The following is a 21,548-nucleotide window of genomic DNA, read 5'->3' on the forward strand; positions in this document are numbered from 1 at the left end:
GATATGGCTGTGAAGAACCTGAGGGATGGCCCTCAGATCCTGCAAGAGTTTGTTTCTGTTTCACGTGAAACTGAGGAGAGGCTGAAGATCTATGTGGATCTTGTGCTGCGCTGGCAGCCGGCCCAGAATCTGATTGCGCCTTCGACCATTCCGGAGATCTGGCGGCGGCACGTGGCGGACAGTCTGCAGCCGCATCTGTGCCGGCCGGAGGCAAGGCGTTGGGTGGACCTCGGCAGCGGGGCAGGCTTTCCGGGCATCGTCACGGCCATCCTCCTGGCCGAGGTGCCGGAGGCCCATGTCTATTTCGTCGAGAGCAATCAGCGCAAGGCAGCCTTCCTGCGCACGGCACTGCGCGAGACCGGTTCGAAAGGCACGGTGATGCCGGAGCGGATCGAATCGGTGGCGCAACAATGGCCCCATGGCAAGGTGGATGCAGTTTCCGCCCGGGCGCTGGCTTCTCTGGCCGAGCTTCTGGACTATTCCCATCCCTTCCTCGCGGAGGGAGCTGTGGCTGTTTTCCACAAAGGGCGCGATTTTCAGCGGGAGATTGATGAAGCGTCTCACGCCTGGAGTTTTGATCTGGTAGAACGGATCAGTCTCATTGATCCCGAGAGCCGCATGCTGACCCTCTCCAGCGTGTCGCCCCGATCCAACGAGGCCGGTTCTATCAAGGAAGGATCCCACGGATGAGCAGGCTTCCTGAATTGCCGCGCGTGCTGGCTTTGGCCAATCAGAAGGGCGGTGTGGGCAAGACCACCACTGCCATCAACCTCGGCACCGCGCTGGCCGCTATTGGTGAACGCGTTCTGGTGATCGATCTCGATCCGCAGGGTAACGCTTCCACCGGTCTTGGCATTGACCGGCGCGACCGGAATCTCTCGACCTATGACGTGCTCTGCGGCGATTGCTCGCTGGAAGAAGCGGTGAAGGAAACCGCCGTGCCGCGCCTCTGGGTCGCACCGTCCACCATGGACCTTCTCGGCCTCGAGCTGGAAATCGCCTCCAGCGCCGATCGGGCCTACCGTCTGCGCAAGGCCATCGAGCGGTTTGCAACGTCGGCGCTGTTTGCGGAGCTGAAGTTCACCTATGTGCTGGTGGACTGCCCGCCGTCGCTGAACCTGCTGACGATCAATGCCCTGTCGGCGTCGCATTCCATTCTGGTGCCGCTGCAGTGCGAGTTCTTCGCGCTGGAAGGTCTGTCGCAGCTTCTCTCCACGGTTGAGCAGGTGCGCAATGCGCTGAACAACGAGCTGACCATCCATGGCATCGTCCTGACCATGTATGACAGCCGCAACAACCTCTCCAGCCAGGTGGTGGCCGATGTGCGCGAGACGATGGGGGATGCGGTCTATGAGACCATCATCCCGCGCAACGTGCGTATCTCGGAAGCCCCGTCCTATGGCAAGCCAGCGCTGCTTTATGATCTGAAATGCGCAGGCAGCCAGGCCTATCTGCGGCTGGCGTCCGAGATCATTCAGCGCGAGCGGGAGCTGCGGAAAGTGGCAGCCTGAGGCTGACGGCACAGGCTTGAAAGTTTCATGGAACGCGGAGCAAAGCCCCTGTGAGGGCAGGGCCCGCGTTCTTTCATTCGTATGATGTGACGCGCAAGCGGAGAAGACCAATGGCGGAAGAAGGCGGACGCAACAAGCGGCTGGGACGCGGGCTGGCAGCCCTGATCGGTGATGCGGGCATTACCACGGCTGCAGAACCGGCGGCACAGAGCGCGGACAAGGCGCCGCCGCGGGATTCGCGCAAGGTGCCGGTCGAGTTTCTGGAGCCGAACCCGCGCAACCCGCGCAAGACCTTCGTGGAGAAGGATCTGACGGAACTGACCGACTCCATCCGGGAGAAGGGCATCATCCAGCCGATCCTCGTGCGCCCGGCAGCAGGCAAGCCGAACCATTTCGAGATCATCGCCGGTGAACGCCGCTGGCGGGCGGCGCAGCGCGCAGGCCTGCATGAAGTGCCGGTGATCATCCGCGACATCACCGATCAGGAAGCGCTGGAACTGGCGATCATCGAGAACGTGCAGCGCGCGGATCTTAACCCGATCGAAGAAGCGCTCGGCTATGAGCAGCTGACGGCCGAATTCAACTACAGCCAGGGCGAACTTGCCAAGCTCATCGGCAAGAGCCGCAGCCACGTGGCCAACACCCTGCGCCTGCTGAAGCTGCCGAATGCGGTGAAGGATTATCTGTCCGAAGGCCTGATCACTGCCGGCCATGCCCGGGCGCTGATCACGCTGGAGGATCCTTCGGCGCTGGCGGAGCTGATCGTGGAGAAGGGCCTGTCCGTACGCGAAGCGGAGAAGCTGGCTCAAGACCCGGAAATCCTCTCCAAACTCTCTGGTCCCAAGGATCCGGTGACCCGGGCCGAAAAGGACGCAGACACCCGCGCCCTTGAAAAGCGGCTGACCGATACGCTGGGCCTCAAGGTCGCCATCGGCCACAAGCCGGGCAAGGATGCGGGCGAGCTGAAGATCAAATATGCCTCGCTGGAGCAGCTGGATGAGCTGTGCCGCAGGCTGGGCATCGAGACACGTTAACAGGCGTTAACGAAGTCGAATCGGAAGCGGTCCGGATGCGAATCCGGGCTGTTTTTTGTTTCGGGGAAGATCAACGGCGGGCGGCGCTGCGGGCGCGGGCGACGCGGGCGAGGGTCAGTAGCGTTTCGGACAGAACCGGCATGCCGATCCGGTCATTCAGGCGGGCGGTGCGCATGGTCTCGGCAAGCCGTGTCATGGCCCGTTCCAGATCGGGCGCGGCCCAGATGGACAGCTGGCGGGTGAGGGCGGCCTTGCGCTTGAAGAACACCGGTGGCTTGACGTTTTCGATGATGGTGGCAGCTTGTCCGCCGGAATCCACGTCTGCCCGCAGCCGGTGCAGCCACTGGAAGTGGCCGAGCACCTGACCGGCGATGACGGAGGCATTGCTGCCAGCTGCTTCCAGCCGTTCAAGGCCGTGATCAAGGGCGGCAAGGTCGCCGCCTGCAGCCGCATCAATCAGCTCCGATAGCTCGAAGGACGAGGCATCGCCGATGATGGCTTCGATGTCGTCCGTCTCGATACGGCCCTTGCCGAGGGCATAGAGGCACAGTTTGCGCAGCTCGCCCCTGCTGGCCATCCGGTCACCGCCCAGAAGCCCGTGCAGGCTCTGGCGCGCCTCACGGCTGATGGTAAGCCCGGCAAGGCGGGTTTCCTCGTCTATGAGCGCTTCCAGGTCACGGGCGGTGTCGGCATAGCAGGGAATGGCAACAGCGCGCTTGTCGGCCTCGAAAAGCTTGCGCAGGCCCGTGCCCTTCTTCAGGTCTCCGGCTTCGATGACGACCACGGCCGGGCAATCCGTGAGGGCAAGGACCGGCGTGACGGCCGGAGACAGGTTCTTGCCGCCGCCATCCTTGACCCAGATGGTGCGTTTGCCGCCGAAAAGGGGAATGGTCAGGGCCTCGTCGATCAGACGATTCGGGTCTGAAACGATGTCACTGGCATCGATCTTGGCGAGGCTGAAGGGATCGTTGTTGCCGTCGCTGACGGCGGCCACAAGGGCCTGGGTCCGCTCGGACACCAGGCCCGTATCAGGGCCATAGACGAGGATCGCGTGGACACTGGCCGGAGGCTTGGCGACAAACCTGTCAATGTCACCGGCTTTGAGCGCGACCACGGAAACCTGTCCTTACTTGCGCGTGGCGAAGTAGCCGGCGATGCGGGCAGTCATGTCCTGCGCCACCTGCTTGGCCACACGCTCTTCCGCATCCCGCTGGGCGCGCAGGTTGGCGAAACGCTGGCTGGAGAAGTCATAGGAGGCGCTGGCAAAGGACTTGCCGGTCATCAGCGTGCGCTGTGTCGCCCTTTCATAGAGCACGAAGGTGACATTCATCGTCATCGTATAGGAGGCCGGGACATCGGCCAGCTGCTCGACACCAATGGACGTGGAGCTGACATTGCCGACGAGTCTCAGGTCATATTTCTTTTCTGCCGTTGAATTGCCGCGCTCGAAGTTGAACATCAGCTCCGTCAGAAGTACCCGCCTCGTATTGGCACCGAGCGTATCGATCGTGTCGATCCGGATAGCTGCCAGGTCACTTTGCACATGGGATGCCGTCGAGGCATCACCGGGCGTCAGGCTGCCATAGAGCGGGCGCACCTGGCAGCCGCCCAGAAGGGCGGCGCCGGCAACGAGCAGGGCAAGGGTCAGTTTGGTGCCGCCAGTGCGGCCAGAGGCGTTAGGCAACGACATTCACGATCCTTTGCGGCACCACGATGATCTTGCGGGGCGGGCGCCCTTCGAGCGCCTTCTGGACGAAATCCTGGGCCAGAGTAGCTGCTTCGACCACCTCGTTGGAAGCGTCTCGTGCAACGGTGATCTCGCCCTTCTTCTTGCCGTTGATCTGGATCGGCAGGACGATGCTGTCTTCGACGAGCAGGCTTTCGTCCACGGCCGGCCAGCTGGCCTCGGCAACGAGGCCGGTGTGGCCCAGTTCCTTCCAGCATTCCTCGGCCAGATGCGGCATCATCGGGGCCATCATCATCACAAGGCATTCCGCTGCTTCGCGCGCTGACCAGGACACGTCCTCGAAGGTCAGTCCGCCATGCACCGTCTTGCCGATCTGGTTGACCAGCTCATAGATGCGGGCGACGGCCCGGTTGAAGGACAGGGTCTCGATGTCCTTCGACACTGCTGCCAGCGTCTTGTGTGTGGTGCGGCGCAGTTCCAGCGCGGCATCGCTGAACTCCGGTGCCGTGCTGCTGCGGGCCGGGGTGGCGGCGATCTCGCACACGAGGCGCCAGACGCGCTGGACAAAACGCCAGGCACCCTGAACGCCTTCCTCGGTCCAGATCACGTCACGCTCGGGGGGCGAATCCGACAGCATGAACCAGCGGGCCGTATCGGCGCCGTAGGTTTCGATGATGTCGGTCGGGTCCACCGTGTTCTTCTTCGACTTCGACATTTTCTCGATGGAGCCGATGGTGACCGGAGCGCCGGTGGCAACTTCCACGGCCCTGCGCTCGGCACCTTCCACAAAGCGGATCTCGGCCGGGCTCAGCCACTTGCCTTCCGCGCTCTTGTAGGTTTCGTGTGTCACCATGCCTTGCGTGAAGAGGCCCTTGAACGGCTCCTTCAGATCAAGCGCGCCGACCTTCTGCATCGCACGTGTGAAGAAGCGCGAATAAAGCAGGTGCAGGATCGCATGCTCGATGCCGCCGATATACTGGTCCACGGGCAGCCAGCCGTTGGCGGCAACCGGATCGGTCGGCTGATCGCACTGCGGGGCGGTGAAACGGGCGAAATACCAGGAGCTGTCCACGAAGGTGTCCATGGTGTCGGTTTCGCGCCGGGCCGGCTTGCCGCATTTCGGGCAGCTGCAGTTACGCCAAGTGGGGTGGCGGTCCAGCGGGTTGCCCGGCTTGTCGAAGCTGATGTCGTCCGGCAGCTTGACCGGCAGGTTCGCATCGTTTTCTGGCACCACTCCGCAGTCATCGCAGTGGATCACCGGAATCGGGCAGCCCCAGTAGCGCTGACGCGAGATGCCCCAGTCGCGCAGGCGGTAGTTCACCTGACGGGCGGCCTGAGGTGCGCCATCGATCTCGATGGCTTCCAGCTTCTTCGCCACCGTTTCCTTGGCGTCCGCAATGCTGAGGCCGTCCAGAAAACCGGAGTTGAAGATGGTGCCGTCATCCGTATAGGCCACATCGGCCACGGTAAAGCTGGCCGCATCCGCATCCTTCGGCAGCACCACGGGGCGCACCGGCAGGCCGTATTTGCGGGCAAAGTCGAGGTCGCGCTGATCATGGGCCGGGCAGGCGAAGATGGCGCCGGTGCCGTAGTCCATGAGGATGAAGTTGGCGATATAGACCGGCAGCTCGATGGACGCATCGAGCGGATGCTTGACGCGCAGGCCCGTGTCGATGCCCTTCTTCTCCGCCGTTTCAATGGCCTCGGCCGAGGTGCCGATGCGGCGGCATTCCTCGATGAAGGCGGCGATCTGCGGATTGGTTTCGGCGAGCTTTGCCGAAACCGGGTGGTCCGGCGACAGGCCCATGAAGGACGCGCCGAACAGGGTGTCCGGACGGGTGGTGAAGATTTCGAGGGTCTTGTCGCCGGTCGGAGCAGGAGTTGTGAACTCGAAGCGGACGCGCAGGCCTTCCGACTTGCCGATCCAGTTCTTCTGCATCAGCCGGACCTTTTCCGGCCAGCGGTCGAGCGTGTCGATCGCTTCGAGAAGATCCTCGGAATAATCGGTGATCTTGAAGAACCACTGTGTCAGCTCGCGCTGCTCGACCAGGGCACCGGAGCGCCAGCCGCGGCCGTCGATCACCTGCTCGTTGGCCAGTACGGTCATGTCGACCGGGTCCCAGTTCACCTTGGACTTCTTGCGGTAGACGAGGCCAGCCTCGAGGAACTTCAGGAACAGGCGCTGCTGCTGGGTGTAATATTCCACGTCGCAGGTGGCGAATTCGCGGCTCCAGTCCAGCGACAGGCCCATGATCTTGAGCTGGCCGCGCATGAAGGCGATGTTTTCATAGGTCCAGTCCTTGGGATGGACATTGTTCTGCATGGCGGCGTTTTCGGCCGGCATGCCGAAGGCGTCCCAGCCCATCGGGTGCAGAACGTTGAAGCCTTTGGCGCGCTTGTAGCGGGCAACCACATCGCCCATGGCATAGTTGCGCACATGACCCATGTGAATGCGGCCGGACGGGTAGGGGAACATCTCCAGCACGTAGTATTTTTCGCGCGGATCGTCGTTGGACGTCTTGAACACGTCCTTCTCATCCCAGAGCTTCTGCCAGCGCGCTTCCACTTCGCGCGCGTTATAGCGTTCCGTTGCCATCAATTCCGCCGTTTCAACCCCTGCGCCTCAAGGCGCATGAACCAAGAACCCGCGCGCAGTCAGCGCGCAAACCGTAAATTCACGCGCCAGAGAGCGCGCAAACCAGATGTCTGCGCGCCGGGAGGCGGCGCACAAACCAAAAACATGTCTGCGGGACTGTCACCAGAAATTCCCTCATGGGTCAACACGGTTGGCAGGAAAAGCGGCGTATTTTGCAGGCGCGTCAGGCCATGGCCCGGCTCAACTCTTGAAACCGGCCTTGCCCGCGCCCTATACCATGGCCGGATTGGCATTCTTCGGCCCGTTTCCCTTGCGATCAGGATCATGACATGGCTCACAGCGCCGCCGCCCAGCTCAACGATGTGCTCTCCGGTATCCGCGAGGCGGAGGCCGCGCATGGCCGGGAGGCAGGCAGCGTCTGCCTGGTGGCCGTGTCCAAGACCTTCGAGGCGGAAGATATCCGCCCGGTACTGGACGCAGGCCAGCGCATCTTCGGCGAAAACCGGGTGCAGGAAGCCATGGGCAAGTGGCCGCAGCTGCGGACGGACTATCCCGGCATCGAACTGCATCTCATTGGTCCGCTGCAGTCCAACAAGGCGAGGGAGGCGGTTGCTACCTTCGACGTGATCCACACCATCGACCGTGAGAAGATCGCCCGGGCGCTGAAGGCCGAAATGACGGCGCAGGGCAGGGACCTGCCGTGTTTCATTCAGGTTAACACCGGGGAAGAGCCGCAGAAGGCCGGCATCGCGCCGAAGGAGGCGGATGACTTCATCCGCCTGTGCCGGGAAGAGATCGGCCTCAACGTGACTGGCCTGATGTGTATCCCGCCCGTCAATGAGGCGCCCGGCCCGCATTTCGCGCTGCTGGAAAAAATCGCCCGCCGCAATGGGTTGACGCAGCTTTCCATGGGGATGTCGTCCGACTTCGGGATTGCCGTCTCCTTCGGCGCCACCCATGTGCGCGTCGGTTCGGCCATCTTTGGAGGCAGAGGTTAAACGGATCCTGCCGCAGCAATCCCGGCATTATGTAGCAGTTTCGGCACAAGTCACGGCAGACTCTACGAAAGTTCGAGCGATCCCGTATAGACCTGCCTGCATCCCGGCAGCATAATGCGCCCGGAATGCGGGTTGCCGCCAAGAGCATGCCCGCCTGTTTCATCCTGGGAGGAAGGCATGTCGGATAACGTTTTTCCGGTTCCGGCCGAGGTCGCATCGCGTGCGCTCGCCGATAACGCCAAATATCTGGAAATGTACCGGAAATCGGTTGATGACCCTGCAGGCTTCTGGGGGGAGCACGGCAAGCGCATCGACTGGATCAAGCCCTTCAGCAAGGTCAAGAACACCTCTTACGACCCGCACAATGTCTCGATCAAATGGTTTGAGGACGGCACGCTGAACGTCTCGGCCAACTGCATCGACCGGCATCTGGAGACGCGCGGCGATCAGCCGGCGATCATCTGGGAAGGTGATGATCCGGCGGACCACAAGATTATCACCTACAAGGACCTGCACCGCGAGGTCTGCACCTTCGCCAATGTGCTGCTGGCTCATGGGGTGAAGAAGGGCGACCGGGTGACCATCTACCTGCCGATGATCCCGGAAGCGGCCTATGCGATGCTGGCCTGCGCCCGCATTGGCGCGGTCCACTCCATCGTCTTCGGCGGCTTCTCGCCGGACAGCCTGGCGCAGCGCATTGCGGACTGCAAGTCCACCTGCCTGATCACGGCTGACGAAGGCCTGCGCGGCGGGCGCACCGTGCCGCTGAAGCTCAATGCCGACCGGGCGGCCGAAAAGGCGCCGGTGGATACGATGATCGTGGTGAAGCGCACGGGGGGCACCGTTGCCATGACCGGTGGCCGCGATATCTGGTATCACGAGGAAGCGGCCAAAGTTTCTGCCGAAAACATCCCGGCGGAGATGAATGCGGAAGATCCGCTGTTCATCCTCTACACCTCAGGCTCCACAGGCAGCCCCAAGGGCGTCTTGCACACCAGCGGCGGCTATCTCGTCTATGCATCGATGACACATCAATATGTCTTCGACTATCACGACGGCGATATCTACTGGTGCACGGCGGATGTGGGCTGGGTCACCGGCCACAGCTACATCGTCTATGGTCCGCTCGCCAATGGCGCGACGACGCTGATGTTCGAGGGCATTCCGACCTATCCGAACGCAGGCCGTTTCTGGGACGTGGTGGACAAGCACAAGGTCAACATTTTCTACACCGCGCCGACGGCGATCCGCTCCCTCATGGGGGCAGGGGACGAGCATGTCACCCGCACCTCGCGCGAAAGCCTGCGCCTGCTGGGCTCGGTCGGCGAGCCGATCAATCCGGAAGCCTGGATGTGGTATTACAACGTGGTCGGTAACAAGCGCTGCCCGATCGTTGACACCTGGTGGCAGACGGAAACCGGCGGCATTCTGATCACGCCGCTGCCGGGCGCAACGCCGCTGAAGCCGGGTTCGGCAACGCGCCCCTTCTTCGGCGTGCAGCCGGCGGTGGTGGATGCGGAAGGCAACATTCTGGACGGAGCGACGGAGGGCAATCTCGTCATACTCGACAGCTGGCCCGGCCAGATGCGCACGGTCTATGGTGACCATGAGCGTTTCGTTCAGACCTACTTCTCCACCTACAAGGGCATGTATTTCACCGGGGATGGGTGCCGCCGCGATGCGGATGGCTATTACTGGATCACGGGACGCGTCGATGACGTGATCAACGTCTCCGGCCACCGGATGGGTACCGCCGAGGTGGAAAGCGCGCTGGTGGCCCATCCCAAGGTCTCTGAGGCGGCTGTCGTCGGCTATCCGCACGACATCAAGGGGCAGGGCATCTATGCCTATGTCACGCTGATGGCGGGCGAGGAACCCAGCGAGGCGCTGCGCAAGGAACTGGTGGCGCATGTGCGCAAGGAAATCGGCCCGATTGCCTCGCCCGATCTCATCCAGTTTGCCCCCGGCCTGCCGAAGACCCGCTCCGGCAAGATCATGCGCCGCATTCTGCGCAAGATCGCCGAGGACAGCTTCGAGAACCTGGGCGACACCTCCACTTTGGCCGATCCGGCGGTGGTGGATGACTTGATCGAGAACCGCCAGAACCGGGCCTGATCCCCTCCGGCGCACTCGATCTATACCATCAAAGCATCAAGGGCCCGCGTTGCGGGCCCTTTGTTTTCGTTCGTGCCCTTTCCCGTTGGCGGGGGCTCACTTGGATAGATAGATCGATTGGATCTGCCGTGCGATGTTCGAGAAGGCGTTGATCAGGGTCGCGCTGTCTGTCGCCTTGAAATAGGTAGTTGCTTCGCTGGTCGCGCAGTATTTCATCAATTTCTCAGATGAGGGCAGTGATCCAGAAGTGTTCTGGAAGAGAACAGTATAAATTGTGATGTTCTTTTCCTTCATGGCATCACAGAATTTTCTTGCACGAACGGCCGGCTGATCATTGTACGTTGCATCGTTAAAATACTGTCCAAGCCAGTATGATTTGGTAGATGAGCTGCATCCAACCGTGAGAGTTTCGTAAATCCAGTAATAACCAGATCTTGTGTCGTGGGAGCTGTATCCCTTGTAGGTTGGACTTCTTGTTGTATAACCTGATCTGGTACGGCAAACAGACTGCGTCAGCGAGGTCTTGTCATAAAAATCGTTGAAGTCACCATCCGTCATGATGAGCGCGATCTTCTTGACCTTGTTGCTGCCATAAGCGGTGGGGGCGCTGGCGGATGGCCAGAGGTTCGACCAGTTTGGCGACAGTGTGTACCAGCCCCAGGCGATGCCGATCTGGCCCGCGGTGCCGCCGCTGGCAACCAGATTCTTGATGGCTGTTTTCAAGTCGTTTGAGGAACTGGTCAGGGGCAGAAGTGATGAGCCGGAGGAGCAGGCGTTGGAGCCACCGCCGAAGAACTCTGAGTTTGTGCCGTTATAATTATAGGCTGCATCGGTAAATTGCTGAGGGCCCATGCGTTCCGTCACGCAATTGGCGCCGAGGGCAGCGCCGTTTGTGACGGTCTTGGCGTAACTGCCGAGATTGACACCCTGGCTATAAGGAACAAGCGAAATGCGAACCTTTGACAGGGAATTGCTGGTCTGATCGGCCAGCAGAATGTCAACCACACTGTTTGCTGCTGATTTCAGCGCATCCATGTCTCCCGACATGGATCCCGTAACGTCAACGATCAGTGACAGCTCCACATCGAACCTGGAATAGGTGGATTGCGAAGAGGAGCGTACCGGTATTGTCTCGGGGCCGATGCCGCCGATGGAGATGAAATAGGTATCGATCGTTCCGGTGACATTGGCGGTGATGATGCCTTCTGCCGGATCAAGCGTATAGCTGAGATTTGCCAGCTGGACGTTGTCCACGCCTGTCGATGTCAGATTGGCGTTGAATGCCGACTCCAGCGCGGATTTGATCTGGCTGTCGGTGAGAACGGTGGTCGAAAGCTGACGGGCGACGCTCAGAACGGCGGCGTCCAGTGCATTTGCCACTGCGCTGCGGACGATAACGGCACGGCCATAATCGGCGCCCGAACCGGCGATGACGATCATGAACAGGATCAGGAAGGCCGCCAGAGGCAGGATGGAGCCGTTCTGGTTCCGGCTGTACTGGCGTATCATCCGCAGGAGCTGGCGGAATCTGAATCTGTACATGGGTGAACTCCAAAGCTTTTCTGGAGTTCATATTCACCGGAATTCATTGCGCAACACTAAAATTATAGTCAATCCGGATCGGAAATCGATCCTTGGTTTACGAGTGTTTAAGCAGTTTGCGCAGGGGCGGTTATTCTCGGTTTACGGTTCCAGTTCAGTATCCCAGTACAGGAAGTCAAGCCAGCTTTCGTGCAAATAGTTTGGCGGAAAGCCGCGGCCGTTGTTGTGCAGGTCCTGGATGGAGGGCCTGAACGGCATGTGCATCGGCCACATGTCCAGCTGTTCACAGGACTTGTTCGACTTGCGCAGATTGCAGGGTGAACAGGCGGTGATCACGTTTTCCCAGGTGGTCTGGCCGCCGCGGCAGCGCGGGATCAGGTGATCGAAGGTCAGATCCTCGCGGGAACCGCAATACTGACACTGGAATCTGTCGCGCAGGAAAACGTTGAAACGGGTGAAGGCCGGGTGGCGCGACGGTTTGACGAAGGTCTTGAGGGAAACCACGCTGGGTAATCGGAACTCGAAACTCGGACTTCGAACCGTGGTCTCGTATTCCGACACGATATTCACCCGGTCGAGGAACACAGCCTTGATAGTGTCCTGCCACGACCACAGTGACAGGGGGTAATAACTTAAGGGCCTGTAGTCCGCATTCAGCACCAAGGCCGGATGGGCGCCCGATGGTACGGCTATCGTCACCTTCGGCTCCTTGTCTCTCAAGGTACCGGCACCGCAGACCCGATGCCGGGTTCTACCTCTACATGCGAGACATATAGTAGTGCCGGTGTGACACTCTTGTGAAGCCTGTAAAAGCGCCGTAGTGCCGAAGATGGAGAAGCTGCCCTACTAGGCTCCATCTGACTATCAACTCTCTGAAATCAAAAAGGCTTCGCGCTTCAAGGGTAAAGCCGGGAAAGGATTTTGGCCAAAAAGAAACGGGCGCCGCAGAGGGCGCCCGTCCACATGCTTCCAGGTAAAGCGAATCAGGGCTTCTGCCACTCGCGGATATCAACGAAATGGCCCGCAATGGCTGCTGCTGCGGCCATGGCCGGGGAGACCAGATGGGTACGTCCCTTGAAGCCCTGACGGCCTTCGAAGTTGCGGTTCGAGGTCGAGGCGCAGCGCTCGCCCGGCTGCAGCTTGTCGGCGTTCATGGCAAGGCACATGGAGCAGCCCGGCTCGCGCCATTCGAAACCGGCCGCCTTGAACACCTTGTCGAGGCCTTCGGCTTCCGCCTGTTCCTTCACGAGGCCGGAGCCCGGAACGACCATGGCCTTGACGCCGTCCTTCACCTTGCCGTTGCCGATCATGGCAGCGGCTGCGCGCAGGTCCTCGATGCGGCCGTTGGTGCAGGAGCCGATGAAGACGACATCCACCGGAATGTCGGTCATCTTCGTGCCCGGCTTCAGACCCATGTATTCCAGCGCGCGCCATTTCGACTTGCGGGTGTTCTCGTCGGCGATGTCGTCCGGATTCGGCACCACGCCGGTCACGGAGATCACGTCTTCGGGAGAGGAGCCCCAGGTGACGATGGGCGGCAGGTTGGCAGCGTCCAGCTTCACCACCTTGTCGAAATGCGCGCCTTCGTCGGTGTGCAGCGTCTTCCAGTAGGAAATCGCGCGCTCCAGTGCTTCGCCCTTCGGAGACTTCGGACGGCCCTGGATATAGGCGAAGGTCGTTTCATCCGGCGCGATCAGTCCGGCACGGGCGCCGCCTTCGATCGACATGTTGCAGATGGTCATGCGGCCTTCCATGGACAGCGAGCGGATGGCTTCGCCCGCATATTCCATGACGTAGCCGGTGCCGCCGGCAGTGCCGATCTCGCCGATGATGGCGAGAATGATGTCCTTGGCGGTGACGCCTTCCGGCAGCTTGCCGTCCACCTGGACGAGCATGTTCTTGGCCTTCTTCTGGATCAGCGTCTGGGTGGCCAGAACATGTTCCACTTCAGAGGTGCCGATGCCGTGGGCCAGCGCGCCGAAAGCGCCGTGGGTGGAGGTGTGGCTGTCGCCGCAGACGATGGTCATGCCGGGCAGGGTGAAGCCCTGTTCGGGGCCGACGATGTGAACGACGCCCTGGCGGTGATCCAGCTCGCTGTAATATTCGATGCCGAATTCAGCCGCGTTGTCGGCCAGCGTCTGCACCTGAAGTGCGGATTCCGGATCGTCGATGCCCTGGCTGCGGTCGGTCGTGGGCACGTTGTGATCGACGACGGCCAGCGTCTTCTCCGGACGGCGCACCTTGCGGCCCGTCATGCGCAGGCCTTCGAACGCCTGCGGGCTCGTCACTTCATGGACGAGGTGGCGGTCGATGTAGAGCAGGCAGGTGCCGTCTTCCTGGGTGTCGACCACATGGTCATCCCAGATCTTGTCGTAGAGCGTTCTTGGCTTGGTCATCGGGGTGTCTCCTGAAACCGGGCGGGGCCTTGATCCTCCGCCGTGGCGGTTCTGCCCCTTGTCCCTTGCACGGATTGGCCGTTTCCAGCCTGTTCCGGTCTTGCTTCTTCAATGCCCCGAAGCATTCTGGGGGTCAATATGCTTCGCAGTCCGCCACTCTTGAGCTTTGTTCAAGTGGTGCCGTGCCGTGGAGCTTGTAAGCTGGCAAAAAGAAAGGCGGTCCGAAGACCGCCTTCCGAAAATCTGTGATGCAGCGCCGTTCTTATTCGGCGGAAGCAGCGGCAGCAGCCTCGGCGGCAGCAGTCTTCTCGGCAGCAGCAGCGGCCTTGGCAGCAATGGCTTCAGCGCGGGCTTCTTCGTTGAGACGCTTGGCGCGGACATTGGTGGCCTCGACGATACGGGCCGACTTGCCGCGGCGGTCGCGCAGGTAGTAGAGCTTGGCGCGGCGGACCTTGCCGCGGCGGATGACTTCAACGCTCTCGATCATCGGCGAGCAGGCCGGGAACACGCGCTCCACGCCTTCACCGTAGGAGATCTTGCGCACGGTGAAGCTCTCGTTGATGCTGCCGCCGGAACGGGCGATGCAGACACCTTCGTAAGCCTGGGTACGGGTGCGGTTGCCTTCGGTCACCTTGACGTTGACCTTGATGGTGTCGCCCGGAGAAAATTCGGGGAGCTTGCGGACGGCTTCAACCTTTGCCTTTTCTTCCGCGTTCAGCTGTTCGATCAGGTTCATGGCATATTTCCCTTGTCAGTTTTCAAAGACTGCCAGAGCGTCCAGCCCACGTGAAGTGGAAGGGACGGGTTCACCGTCTTCGGGCCATGTTGGAGACACCCGGCTGTCCGCAGGATCGCGCAAAAGCAATGCGCGGCGCACAGAACCGGCCACAACGGCTGGCTCCTTACAGGAAGACCGCTGCCTTGTCATGCAGAATCTGGAAAAACCGGCCGAAAAGCTGCGTCAGTCCTTCGCCTGATGGGCTGCCCAGAGATCCGGCCGCCGCTCCCGCGTCAGCCGCTCGGCTTCTGCCTTGCGCCATTCGTTGATCTTGCGGTGATTGCCGGAGGTCAGAACCTCCGGAATAGTCATGCCCTCGAACTCGGCCGGCCTTGTGTAGTGCGGGTGTTCCAGAAGCCCTGTTTCGAAGCTTTCGGTTTCGCCGCTCTCCTGATTGCCCATTACGCCCGGCAAAAGCCGGACGATGGCATCCAGCACGGTGATGGCGGCAATCTCGCCGCCGGAGAGGATGTAGTCGCCGATGGACACTTCCTCGAGCTGGCGCGCGTCGATCACCCGCTGATCGATGCCCTCGAACCGGCCGCAGATGATGATGGCGCCCGGACCGCCTGCCAGTTCCCGCACCCGTGCCTGCGTCAGCGGCTTGCCGCGCGGGCTCATCAGCAGGCGCGGGCGGGTGTCGCCGGGCAGGGTGGCGGCGTCGATGGCCGCGGCCAGAATGTCCGCCCGCAGCACCATGCCGGCTCCGCCGCCGGCCGGCGTGTCATCGACGGAGCGGTGCTTGTCCGTGGCATGATCGCGGATCTGCCGGGCTTCCAGCGACCAGGTGCCCTCCTTCAGCGCCCGTCCCGACAGGCTGATGCCGAGCGGGCCGGGAAACATCTCCGGGTAAAGGGTCAGCACGGTCGCGGCAAAGCTCATCGCGGTTTCCTGTTCTGCGGGGCACAATTCCTGCGGCTGCTATGCGATGAAACGTCCGGCTTTGCAACGCAAACGGATCTTGCAGTGCATAGGCAAGGGCAGCCGGGCTGTCATGGCCGGAAAAAGATCAGATTGTCTGCATCGGGGAAGGGGGTGATCAACCATGCCGGCAGGTTTGCCCCGGCGGTCAAGCCGGCCTTAACACCTGCCGCCCGAGACTGGGGCCCTCAAGACCGGAGTTGACCCTTGCCCCGCATCCGTTTCGCCCTGCCGCATGTCATTGCCTATTATGTGGACCGGGACTATATCGACATTTCGCTCAGCCGCGTGCTGCCTCTGGCGGCCTTGTGCCTGTTCGGACTGCTGACTGGGGTGATCTTCAATCATGGCCTGCAGCACCCATATGACAAGATGCTGCATGTCGGATTCTTCGGCTTGCTGATGCTTTCGATCCACGCCTTCTTCTGCTGCCGCCTGCGGATTTCGGCAATCTCATCGCTGGCGCTGGGCTTCACTGGCGAATGGGTGCAGATGTTCCTTCCCGGCCGCGATGCATCGCTGCTGGACGCGGTGGCCAATGGGACCGGCGTGGTGCTGGTCGTTGCCGCCATTGCCCTGTGGCGCATGGAAAGCCGGAAGATCGACGCAGAAGGGCAAGCGGGCGAAACGGGAGACTTCGGAGAGCTTCAGCCTATCCGGTTGTCTTCATCCCCGTCATCGCGCGGTGTCTCGGACAGGTAACCGTCCGGAATGGCGGTGACGATCCGGCGATCGGCCATGCTGATTTCGGGCACGAAGTCCCGTGTGAAGGGAATGTAGAAGGAACGGCCTCTGGCGGGACGCAGTTCCAGAAGGTCACCGGCGCCGAAATTCTGAACCATCACCACCTTGCCGACGGGATTTCCGTCCGCATCCACGGCATCCATGCCGATCAGGTCCGAATGGTAGAACTCGTCTTCTTCCGTCTCGGGGAGACGGTCGCGCGGGATGTAGAGTTCCAGCCCGTTGAGGGCTTCGGCCGCGTTGCGGTCGCCGATCTCCTTGAATTTGGTGACGACGACGGATTTCTGCACTCGGGCTTTGGAAACCGTGAAGCGGCGTGAGCCGTCTGCGGTTTCCAGCGGGCCATAATCCGTGAAGGAGAGCGGGTCATCGCCGAAAGGCTTGACCCGCACTTCTCCGCGAATGCCGTGGGCGGCACCAATCACGGCCATCAGAACCTTGTTTTCAGGAGCTTTCGTCATTGCCGGGCTTCCTGTGTCCCAAGGCTGATGTCACGCATGGCGCTGCCCGCAGTTTGCATTACTCGGAAGCTTCAGCTGCAGCAGCGGCTGCTTCTTCGGCCTTCTTCTTGGCAGCAGCGGCCTTCTCGGCAGCCTTCTTGCCCATCTCGGCCTTCTTCGGGTTGTTGCGGGCTTCACGCTTCAGCAGGCCAGCCTCGTCCAGGAAGCGGGCGACGCGGTCGGTCGGCGTTGCGCCGTTGGCGAGCCAGTGCTTGACGCGGTCGATGTCGAGCACGACGCGCTCTGCGGAACCCTTGGCAACCATCGGGTTGTAGGAGCCGACCTTCTCGATGAAGCGGCCGTCACGCGGAGCGCGGACGTCAGCAACGACGATGCGGTAGTAAGGACGCTTCTTGGCGCCACCACGGGCGAGGCGGATTTTCGTAGCCATTTGAGTTTCTCCAGTTGTTCAGTTGCCGTTCGAGGCGGCAATGGCTTCGTGATGCCGGATGACTTCCTTGACGATGAACGCCAGGAACTTCTCGGCAAAGTCAGGATCGAGATTGGCATCGGCAGCAAGGCGCCGCAGCCGCTCGATCTGAATCTGTTCGCGCGCCGGATCAGCGGCCGGCAGCGCATGAGTGGCCTTGAGGTGGCCCACCTTCTGGGTGCACTTGAAGCGCTCGGCCAGCATGTGGATCAGCGCGGCATCGATATTGTCGATCGAGGCGCGCAGGGCGCGCAGCTCCGTCATGGCGGGGCTTTCGCCGAGCAGGGTGCCGGCGGCGGTCTTGTGCTGATCGTTCATCGCTTCTTGCCCTTTCCTCCAAGGCCGGGGAAACCGCCCATGCCGCCGAGGCCACCCAGGCCCGGAAGCTTCGGCAGGCCGCCGAGGCCGCCCATGCCGGGAGGCAGTCCACCCGGAAGGCCACCAGCGCCGCCATCGGGCAGGCCCTTCAGCAGGTCACCGGCGCCGGGGATCTTGCCGCTCTTGGCCAGTTCTTCCAGCTGCTTGGGATCGATATTGGGCATGCCGCCGGCCATGCTGCCGCCAAGGGCGCCCATCATCTTGCCGAGCATGCCCTTGTTTTTTCCCATCATTTTCATGACGTCGGCCATCTGGCGGTGCATTTTCAGCAGCTTGTTGACCTCGGCCACATCCACGCCCGAACCAGAGGCAATACGCTTCTTGCGGCTGGCCTTCAGGATGTCGGGCTTGCGCCGCTCCACCGGGGTCATAGACTGTATGATGGCGATCTGGCGCTTGAACATGCGCTCATCGATATTCGCCGCATCCATCTGCTTCTTGAACTTCGAAATGCCCGGCAGCATGCTCATCATGCCGGACATGCCGCCGAGCTTTTCCATCTGCTTCAGCTGGTCGGCCAGATCTTCCAGATCGAAATTGCCCTTCTGGAGCTTGGCCGCCATCTTCGCGGCCTTTTCCGCGTCGATGGCTTCGGCAGCCTTCTCAACCAGCGAGACAATGTCGCCCATGCCGAGAATACGGTCGGCGATGCGGCGGGGGTGGAAATCCTCCAGCGCGTCGGACTTTTCGCCCGTGCCGATCAGCTTCACCGGCTTGCCGGTGACCGCGCGCATGGACAGGGCCGCACCACCGCGGCCGTCGCCATCCATACGGGTCAGCACGATGCCGGTGATGCCGACGCGCTCGTCAAAGCTGGTGGCAAGGTTCACCGCATCCTGACCGGTAAGGGAGTCTGCGACCAGCAGAATTTCATGCGGATTGGCGGCGGCCTTGACCTCGGCCATCTCCAGCATCAGCGATTCATCGATGTGAATGCGGCCAGCGGTGTCGAGCATGACCACGTCATAGCCGCCGAGGCGCGCGGCCTGAATGGCGCGGCGGGCGATCTCGACCGGACCCTGACCGGCAACGATCGGCAGCGTGTCGACGCCGTTCTGCTCGCCAAGAACCTTCAGCTGCTCCTGTGCCGCCGGGCGGCGGGTGTCGAGCGAGGCCATCAGCACCTTGCGCTTGTCGCGCTGTGTCAGGCGGCGGGCGATCTTGGCGGTGGTGGTCGTCTTGCCCGAGCCCTGCAGACCGACCATCATGATGGCGACTGGTGCGGGGGCGTTGATGTCGATCGGATCGGCGTCGGAGCCGAGCATTTCCACGAGCTGGTCGTGGACGATCTTGATGACCATCTGGCCCGGGGTGATCGACTTGACCACATCGGCGCCGACGGCACGGCTGCGCACCTTGTCGGTGAAGGAGCGGACCACGGGAAGGGCAACATCGGCCTCGATCAGCGCGCGGCGGACCTCACGCATGGCCTCGTTGACATCGGCCTCCGACAGCGCACCACGGCCGGTGAGCTTGTCGAGAATGCCACTGAGGCGCTCCGACAGACTTTCAAACATGGCGCTCGTCCTTTCGTGTTGCGGTCCGGCCCCCGGCGCTCGTGCCGGTACCCCTCCATCTAAGGTGCCGCTGTTCCGATCGCCAGCCTTGAGCCAGGGAAACCTTGCACAAAGCAGTTTGACACCCGGGGGCGCATCGCGCTGCCGGGTGTTGACCTCCGGGCGCTCTTTATACCTTTGCGGGTCCCGGTCGGCTGATCATGTCTGGCGTCACTTTCGTGAAGTGCGCCGGACATACAGCGGAAACGGCAAGCGAGTCAAGGAAAGCCGGGCACTGGCGCGAATTTCCGCGCGTTCCGGACTCAATGTTCTTTATTTGTTCCTATTGAAGGCGTAAGGTCCGGACAGTTTCAACGGGAGGCAATCATGAATTTCTACATCACCCTCGGCACGCGTGACCTTGCTGCTTCCATCGCCTTTTATGATGCGGTTCTGGCAACGGTTGGATGGGCTTCCCATGCGCAGTTTCCCGGCTGGCAGGGATATTCGAAGGATGGCAAGGGCGAAGGGGTTACCGTGTGGATCTGCGAGCCCTTCAACGGGGAACCGGCTTCGGCGGGCAACGGCACGATGGCCGCTTTTCCCGCGGCCTCGCCGCAGGAAGTCGATGCTTTCCACGCTGCTGCAATGGCGCATGGAGGCTTGGACGAGGGAGCAGCCGGCCCGCGCCCGCATTACGGGCCAGACTGGTATGCAGCCTATCTGCGCGACCCTTCCGGCAACAAGATTGCCGCCGTGTTCAACGGCTGAGGCAGGGGGCTCGCCAGCCGGCACACCGGTCTCCGCACAGGTCTTGCGGCGGGCAAGGCTTGAAATCGCCGCCGGAAAAGGGAACATGCGCGTCAGGCATGGGAAGGGCACAGCTTCCCCTGCCGGTCCGCTGGCCTGTCCGGCCAGTCATCGGGGCCTGTCATGGTCCGTGATGACGGCCGGCGAAAGAGACACGATGGATTTTCGCGCTATAATCCTGCCGATTGGCCGACTGCTGATCATCGTTGCCCTGTTCATGATCCCGCCAGCGATTGCCGATCTGATCGAAGGCAATCCGGACTGGATCGTCTTTGCGAGCTCGGCCACCATTCTAGTGTGCGTCGGTGCATTGATCTCGGCGGCGCTGGACCGGCAGGAATTCAAGTTCCGGCCGCGCGAAACCTTCATTTTCGTCAATGCGGCCTGGCTTGCCTTCAGTTTCGCCGGGGCAATTCCGCTCTATGCCAGCGGCATTGGCCTGACCATGGCAGAGGCGTTCTTTGAAGCAGCCTCCGGCCTGACGACAACCGGTTCCACGGTCCTCACCGGCCTCGATAACATGCCGCCGGGCATCCTGCTCTGGCGCAGCCTGCTGCAATGGATCGGCGGCATCGGCATCGTTGTGATCGGCATCTGGCTCCTGCCGGGCCTCAGGGTCGGTGGCTCGCAGCTCTTCGCCATCGAATCATCGGAAAAGACCAGCAAGCCCTATGGCCGGATCGAGCCTTTCATTCTCCGGCTGCTGTCGCTCTATCTTCTGCTGACCGTCTTTTGCGGGCTGCTCTACTACCTTGCCGGCATGTCCGCCTTCAACGCGCTGGCTCATGCGCTCACGACTGTGTCGACCGGCGGATTTTCCACCTCTGACAGCTCGATCGCCCAGTTCAACAGTATGGCAATTCTCTGGATCGCCATTGTCTTCATGACCCTGTCGAGCCTGCCGTTTCTCTATCTGATCAAGCTTGCCGAACGGCGCGAGTCGCCCCATCCCCAGCAGGTGCGCTTCTTCCTTCTGCTGATCCTGGCGGTGAGTTTCGTGCTCTTTATCGGTGTTCGTAACCGGGTCGACGCGGAGCCCTTTGCGCTTTTCACCCATGCCATGTTCAACGTCGTCTCGGTGGTCACCACCACGGGCTATGCCAGCACCGACTATCTGCTGTGGGGCAATTTCGCCATCGTGCTGTTCTTCCTGCTGACCTTTGTCGGCGGCTGCTCCGGCTCCACCTCGGGCGGGTTCAAGATTTTCCGGATCCAGATCCTGCTCAGCTCGATCCGCGCCCTGCTGAAACGCGCAGTTCATCCGCACCGCATCATCGAGCCGCGCTTCTCCGGTGCGCCGGTCAGCCCGAGCGTCATGGAAGGCGTCTTCGTCTTTTCCATTCTCTATGCGGGCACATTCGGTGTCTTCGCGGTCATTTACGCCATGATCGGCCTCGATCTTGAAACCGCCATCAGCGCCTCGATCACGGCGCAGGCAAATGTGGGCCCCGGCATCGGGCCGTTGATCGGCCCTGCGGGAACCTTCAGCCAGCTGCCCGACAGTGCCAAATGGCTGCTCGGCTTCCAGATGATCCTGGGCCGGCTGGAACTCATCGGCGGGCTGCTGGTGTTCAGCCCGGATTTCTGGCGCGAGACCTGATCCCGCGCCAGC

At 61.6% G+C, this 21,548-nt stretch carries 20 protein-coding genes; 8 read left to right on the plus strand and 12 right to left on the minus strand.

Annotated features, from left to right (window positions below):
* Positions 1-3: 3 nt before the first annotated feature.
* From rsmG to ASC48_RS05195, 3 genes are all read left to right on the plus strand, one after another.
* Positions 4-690: a 16S rRNA (guanine(527)-N(7))-methyltransferase RsmG gene (gene rsmG / locus ASC48_RS05185; protein WP_055454850.1), complete on the plus strand. Its 687-nt coding sequence runs from the start codon at positions 4-6 to the stop codon at positions 688-690.
* Positions 687-1,511, plus strand: a complete 825-nt coding sequence (locus tag ASC48_RS05190) for a ParA family protein (protein ID WP_019964314.1) — start codon at positions 687-689, stop codon at positions 1,509-1,511. The genes rsmG and ASC48_RS05190 overlap by 4 nt, the downstream gene beginning before the upstream one ends.
* 110 nt (positions 1,512-1,621) lie before the next feature.
* On the plus strand, positions 1,622-2,545 hold the full coding sequence (locus tag ASC48_RS05195) for a ParB/RepB/Spo0J family partition protein (RefSeq protein ID WP_055454707.1): 924 nt from the start codon (positions 1,622-1,624) through the stop codon (positions 2,543-2,545).
* Positions 2,546-2,615: 70 nt separating this feature from the next.
* Here ASC48_RS05195 and holA read toward each other — a convergent pair whose 3' ends face one another.
* Genes holA through leuS form a run of 3 tightly spaced genes read right to left on the minus strand, consistent with a single transcriptional unit; the run spans position 2,616 to position 6,828 of the window.
* Positions 2,616-3,659, minus strand: coding sequence for a DNA polymerase III subunit delta (gene holA / locus ASC48_RS05200; RefSeq protein ID WP_055454708.1), 1,044 nt, complete (start codon positions 3,657-3,659; stop codon positions 2,616-2,618).
* Between the two features lie 12 nt (positions 3,660-3,671).
* Positions 3,672-4,235 carry an LPS assembly lipoprotein LptE gene (gene lptE, locus ASC48_RS05205; protein WP_055454709.1) on the minus strand — a complete coding sequence of 188 codons (564 nt, stop codon included), beginning with the start codon at positions 4,233-4,235 and terminating at the stop codon, positions 3,672-3,674.
* Positions 4,222-6,828: a leucine--tRNA ligase gene (leuS, locus tag ASC48_RS05210; protein ID WP_055454710.1), complete on the minus strand. Its 2,607-nt coding sequence runs from the start codon at positions 6,826-6,828 to the stop codon at positions 4,222-4,224. Before leuS ends, lptE begins: the two co-directional genes overlap by 14 nt.
* 329 nt (positions 6,829-7,157) lie before the next feature.
* Here leuS and ASC48_RS05215 point away from each other — a divergent pair, with 329 nt between their 5' ends.
* Together ASC48_RS05215 and acs are read left to right on the plus strand one after the other, a co-directional pair.
* Positions 7,158-7,826, plus strand: a complete 669-nt coding sequence (locus tag ASC48_RS05215) for a YggS family pyridoxal phosphate-dependent enzyme (RefSeq protein WP_055454711.1) — start codon at positions 7,158-7,160, stop codon at positions 7,824-7,826.
* Between the two features lie 177 nt (positions 7,827-8,003).
* Positions 8,004-9,941: an acetate--CoA ligase gene (acs, locus tag ASC48_RS05220; RefSeq protein ID WP_055454712.1), complete on the plus strand. Its 1,938-nt coding sequence runs from the start codon at positions 8,004-8,006 to the stop codon at positions 9,939-9,941.
* A gap of 96 nt (positions 9,942-10,037) precedes the next feature.
* Here the strand turns inward: acs and ASC48_RS05225 are convergent, their stop codons facing one another.
* From ASC48_RS05225 to trmD, 5 genes are all read right to left on the minus strand, one after another.
* Positions 10,038-11,483: a TadE/TadG family type IV pilus assembly protein gene (locus ASC48_RS05225; protein WP_055454713.1), complete on the minus strand. Its 1,446-nt coding sequence runs from the start codon at positions 11,481-11,483 to the stop codon at positions 10,038-10,040.
* A 141-nt stretch (positions 11,484-11,624) separates the two neighbouring features.
* Positions 11,625-12,182 carry an HNH endonuclease gene (locus ASC48_RS05230; protein WP_050474041.1) on the minus strand — a complete coding sequence of 186 codons (558 nt, stop codon included), beginning with the start codon at positions 12,180-12,182 and terminating at the stop codon, positions 11,625-11,627.
* A 284-nt stretch (positions 12,183-12,466) separates the two neighbouring features.
* Complete coding sequence (gene leuC, locus ASC48_RS05235; RefSeq protein ID WP_055454714.1) at positions 12,467-13,879, minus strand: 3-isopropylmalate dehydratase large subunit; 1,413 nt, start codon at positions 13,877-13,879, stop codon at positions 12,467-12,469.
* A 262-nt stretch (positions 13,880-14,141) separates the two neighbouring features.
* Positions 14,142-14,615, minus strand: a complete 474-nt coding sequence (gene rplS / locus ASC48_RS05240) for a 50S ribosomal protein L19 (protein WP_055454715.1) — start codon at positions 14,613-14,615, stop codon at positions 14,142-14,144.
* A gap of 225 nt (positions 14,616-14,840) precedes the next feature.
* Entirely contained in the window at positions 14,841-15,539 is a 699-nt protein-coding gene (gene trmD, locus ASC48_RS05250; RefSeq protein ID WP_055454717.1) for a tRNA (guanosine(37)-N1)-methyltransferase TrmD, read from the minus strand.
* A gap of 246 nt (positions 15,540-15,785) precedes the next feature.
* Here trmD and ASC48_RS05255 point away from each other — a divergent pair, with 246 nt between their 5' ends.
* On the plus strand, positions 15,786-16,280 hold the full coding sequence (locus ASC48_RS05255; RefSeq protein ID WP_055454718.1) for a VanZ family protein: 495 nt from the start codon (positions 15,786-15,788) through the stop codon (positions 16,278-16,280).
* Here the strand turns inward: ASC48_RS05255 and rimM are convergent.
* The 4 genes from rimM to ffh are packed head-to-tail and all read right to left on the minus strand — an operon-like array spanning position 16,226 to position 19,147.
* On the minus strand, positions 16,226-16,783 hold the full coding sequence (gene rimM, locus ASC48_RS05260) for a ribosome maturation factor RimM (protein ID WP_055454719.1): 558 nt from the start codon (positions 16,781-16,783) through the stop codon (positions 16,226-16,228). The two genes, ASC48_RS05255 and rimM, sit on opposite strands and share 55 nt — an antisense overlap.
* 58 nt (positions 16,784-16,841) lie before the next feature.
* Positions 16,842-17,213 (minus strand): 30S ribosomal protein S16, encoded by a 372-nt coding sequence (gene rpsP, locus ASC48_RS05265; RefSeq protein WP_055454720.1) that lies wholly within the window; start codon positions 17,211-17,213, stop codon positions 16,842-16,844.
* Between the two features lie 18 nt (positions 17,214-17,231).
* On the minus strand, positions 17,232-17,516 hold the full coding sequence (locus ASC48_RS05270) for a chorismate mutase (RefSeq protein ID WP_094462857.1): 285 nt from the start codon (positions 17,514-17,516) through the stop codon (positions 17,232-17,234).
* A 50-nt stretch (positions 17,517-17,566) separates the two neighbouring features.
* Positions 17,567-19,147, minus strand: a complete 1,581-nt coding sequence (ffh, locus tag ASC48_RS05275) for a signal recognition particle protein (protein ID WP_055454722.1) — start codon at positions 19,145-19,147, stop codon at positions 17,567-17,569.
* Positions 19,148-19,513: 366 nt separating this feature from the next.
* On the opposite strand from ffh, the gene ASC48_RS05280 reads away from it, so the two are divergent.
* Both ASC48_RS05280 and ASC48_RS05285 read left to right on the plus strand, forming a co-directional pair.
* Entirely contained in the window at positions 19,514-19,897 is a 384-nt protein-coding gene (locus tag ASC48_RS05280; protein WP_055454723.1) for a VOC family protein, read from the plus strand.
* 196 nt (positions 19,898-20,093) lie between these two features.
* A complete protein-coding gene (locus ASC48_RS05285; RefSeq protein ID WP_055454851.1) occupies positions 20,094-21,536 on the plus strand; it encodes a TrkH family potassium uptake protein in 1,443 nt (480 codons plus the stop codon).
* Positions 21,537-21,548: the final 12 nt, after the last annotated feature.

Source organism: Pannonibacter indicus (assembly GCF_001418225.1).
Lineage (GTDB): Bacteria > Pseudomonadota > Alphaproteobacteria > Rhizobiales > Stappiaceae > Pannonibacter > Pannonibacter indicus.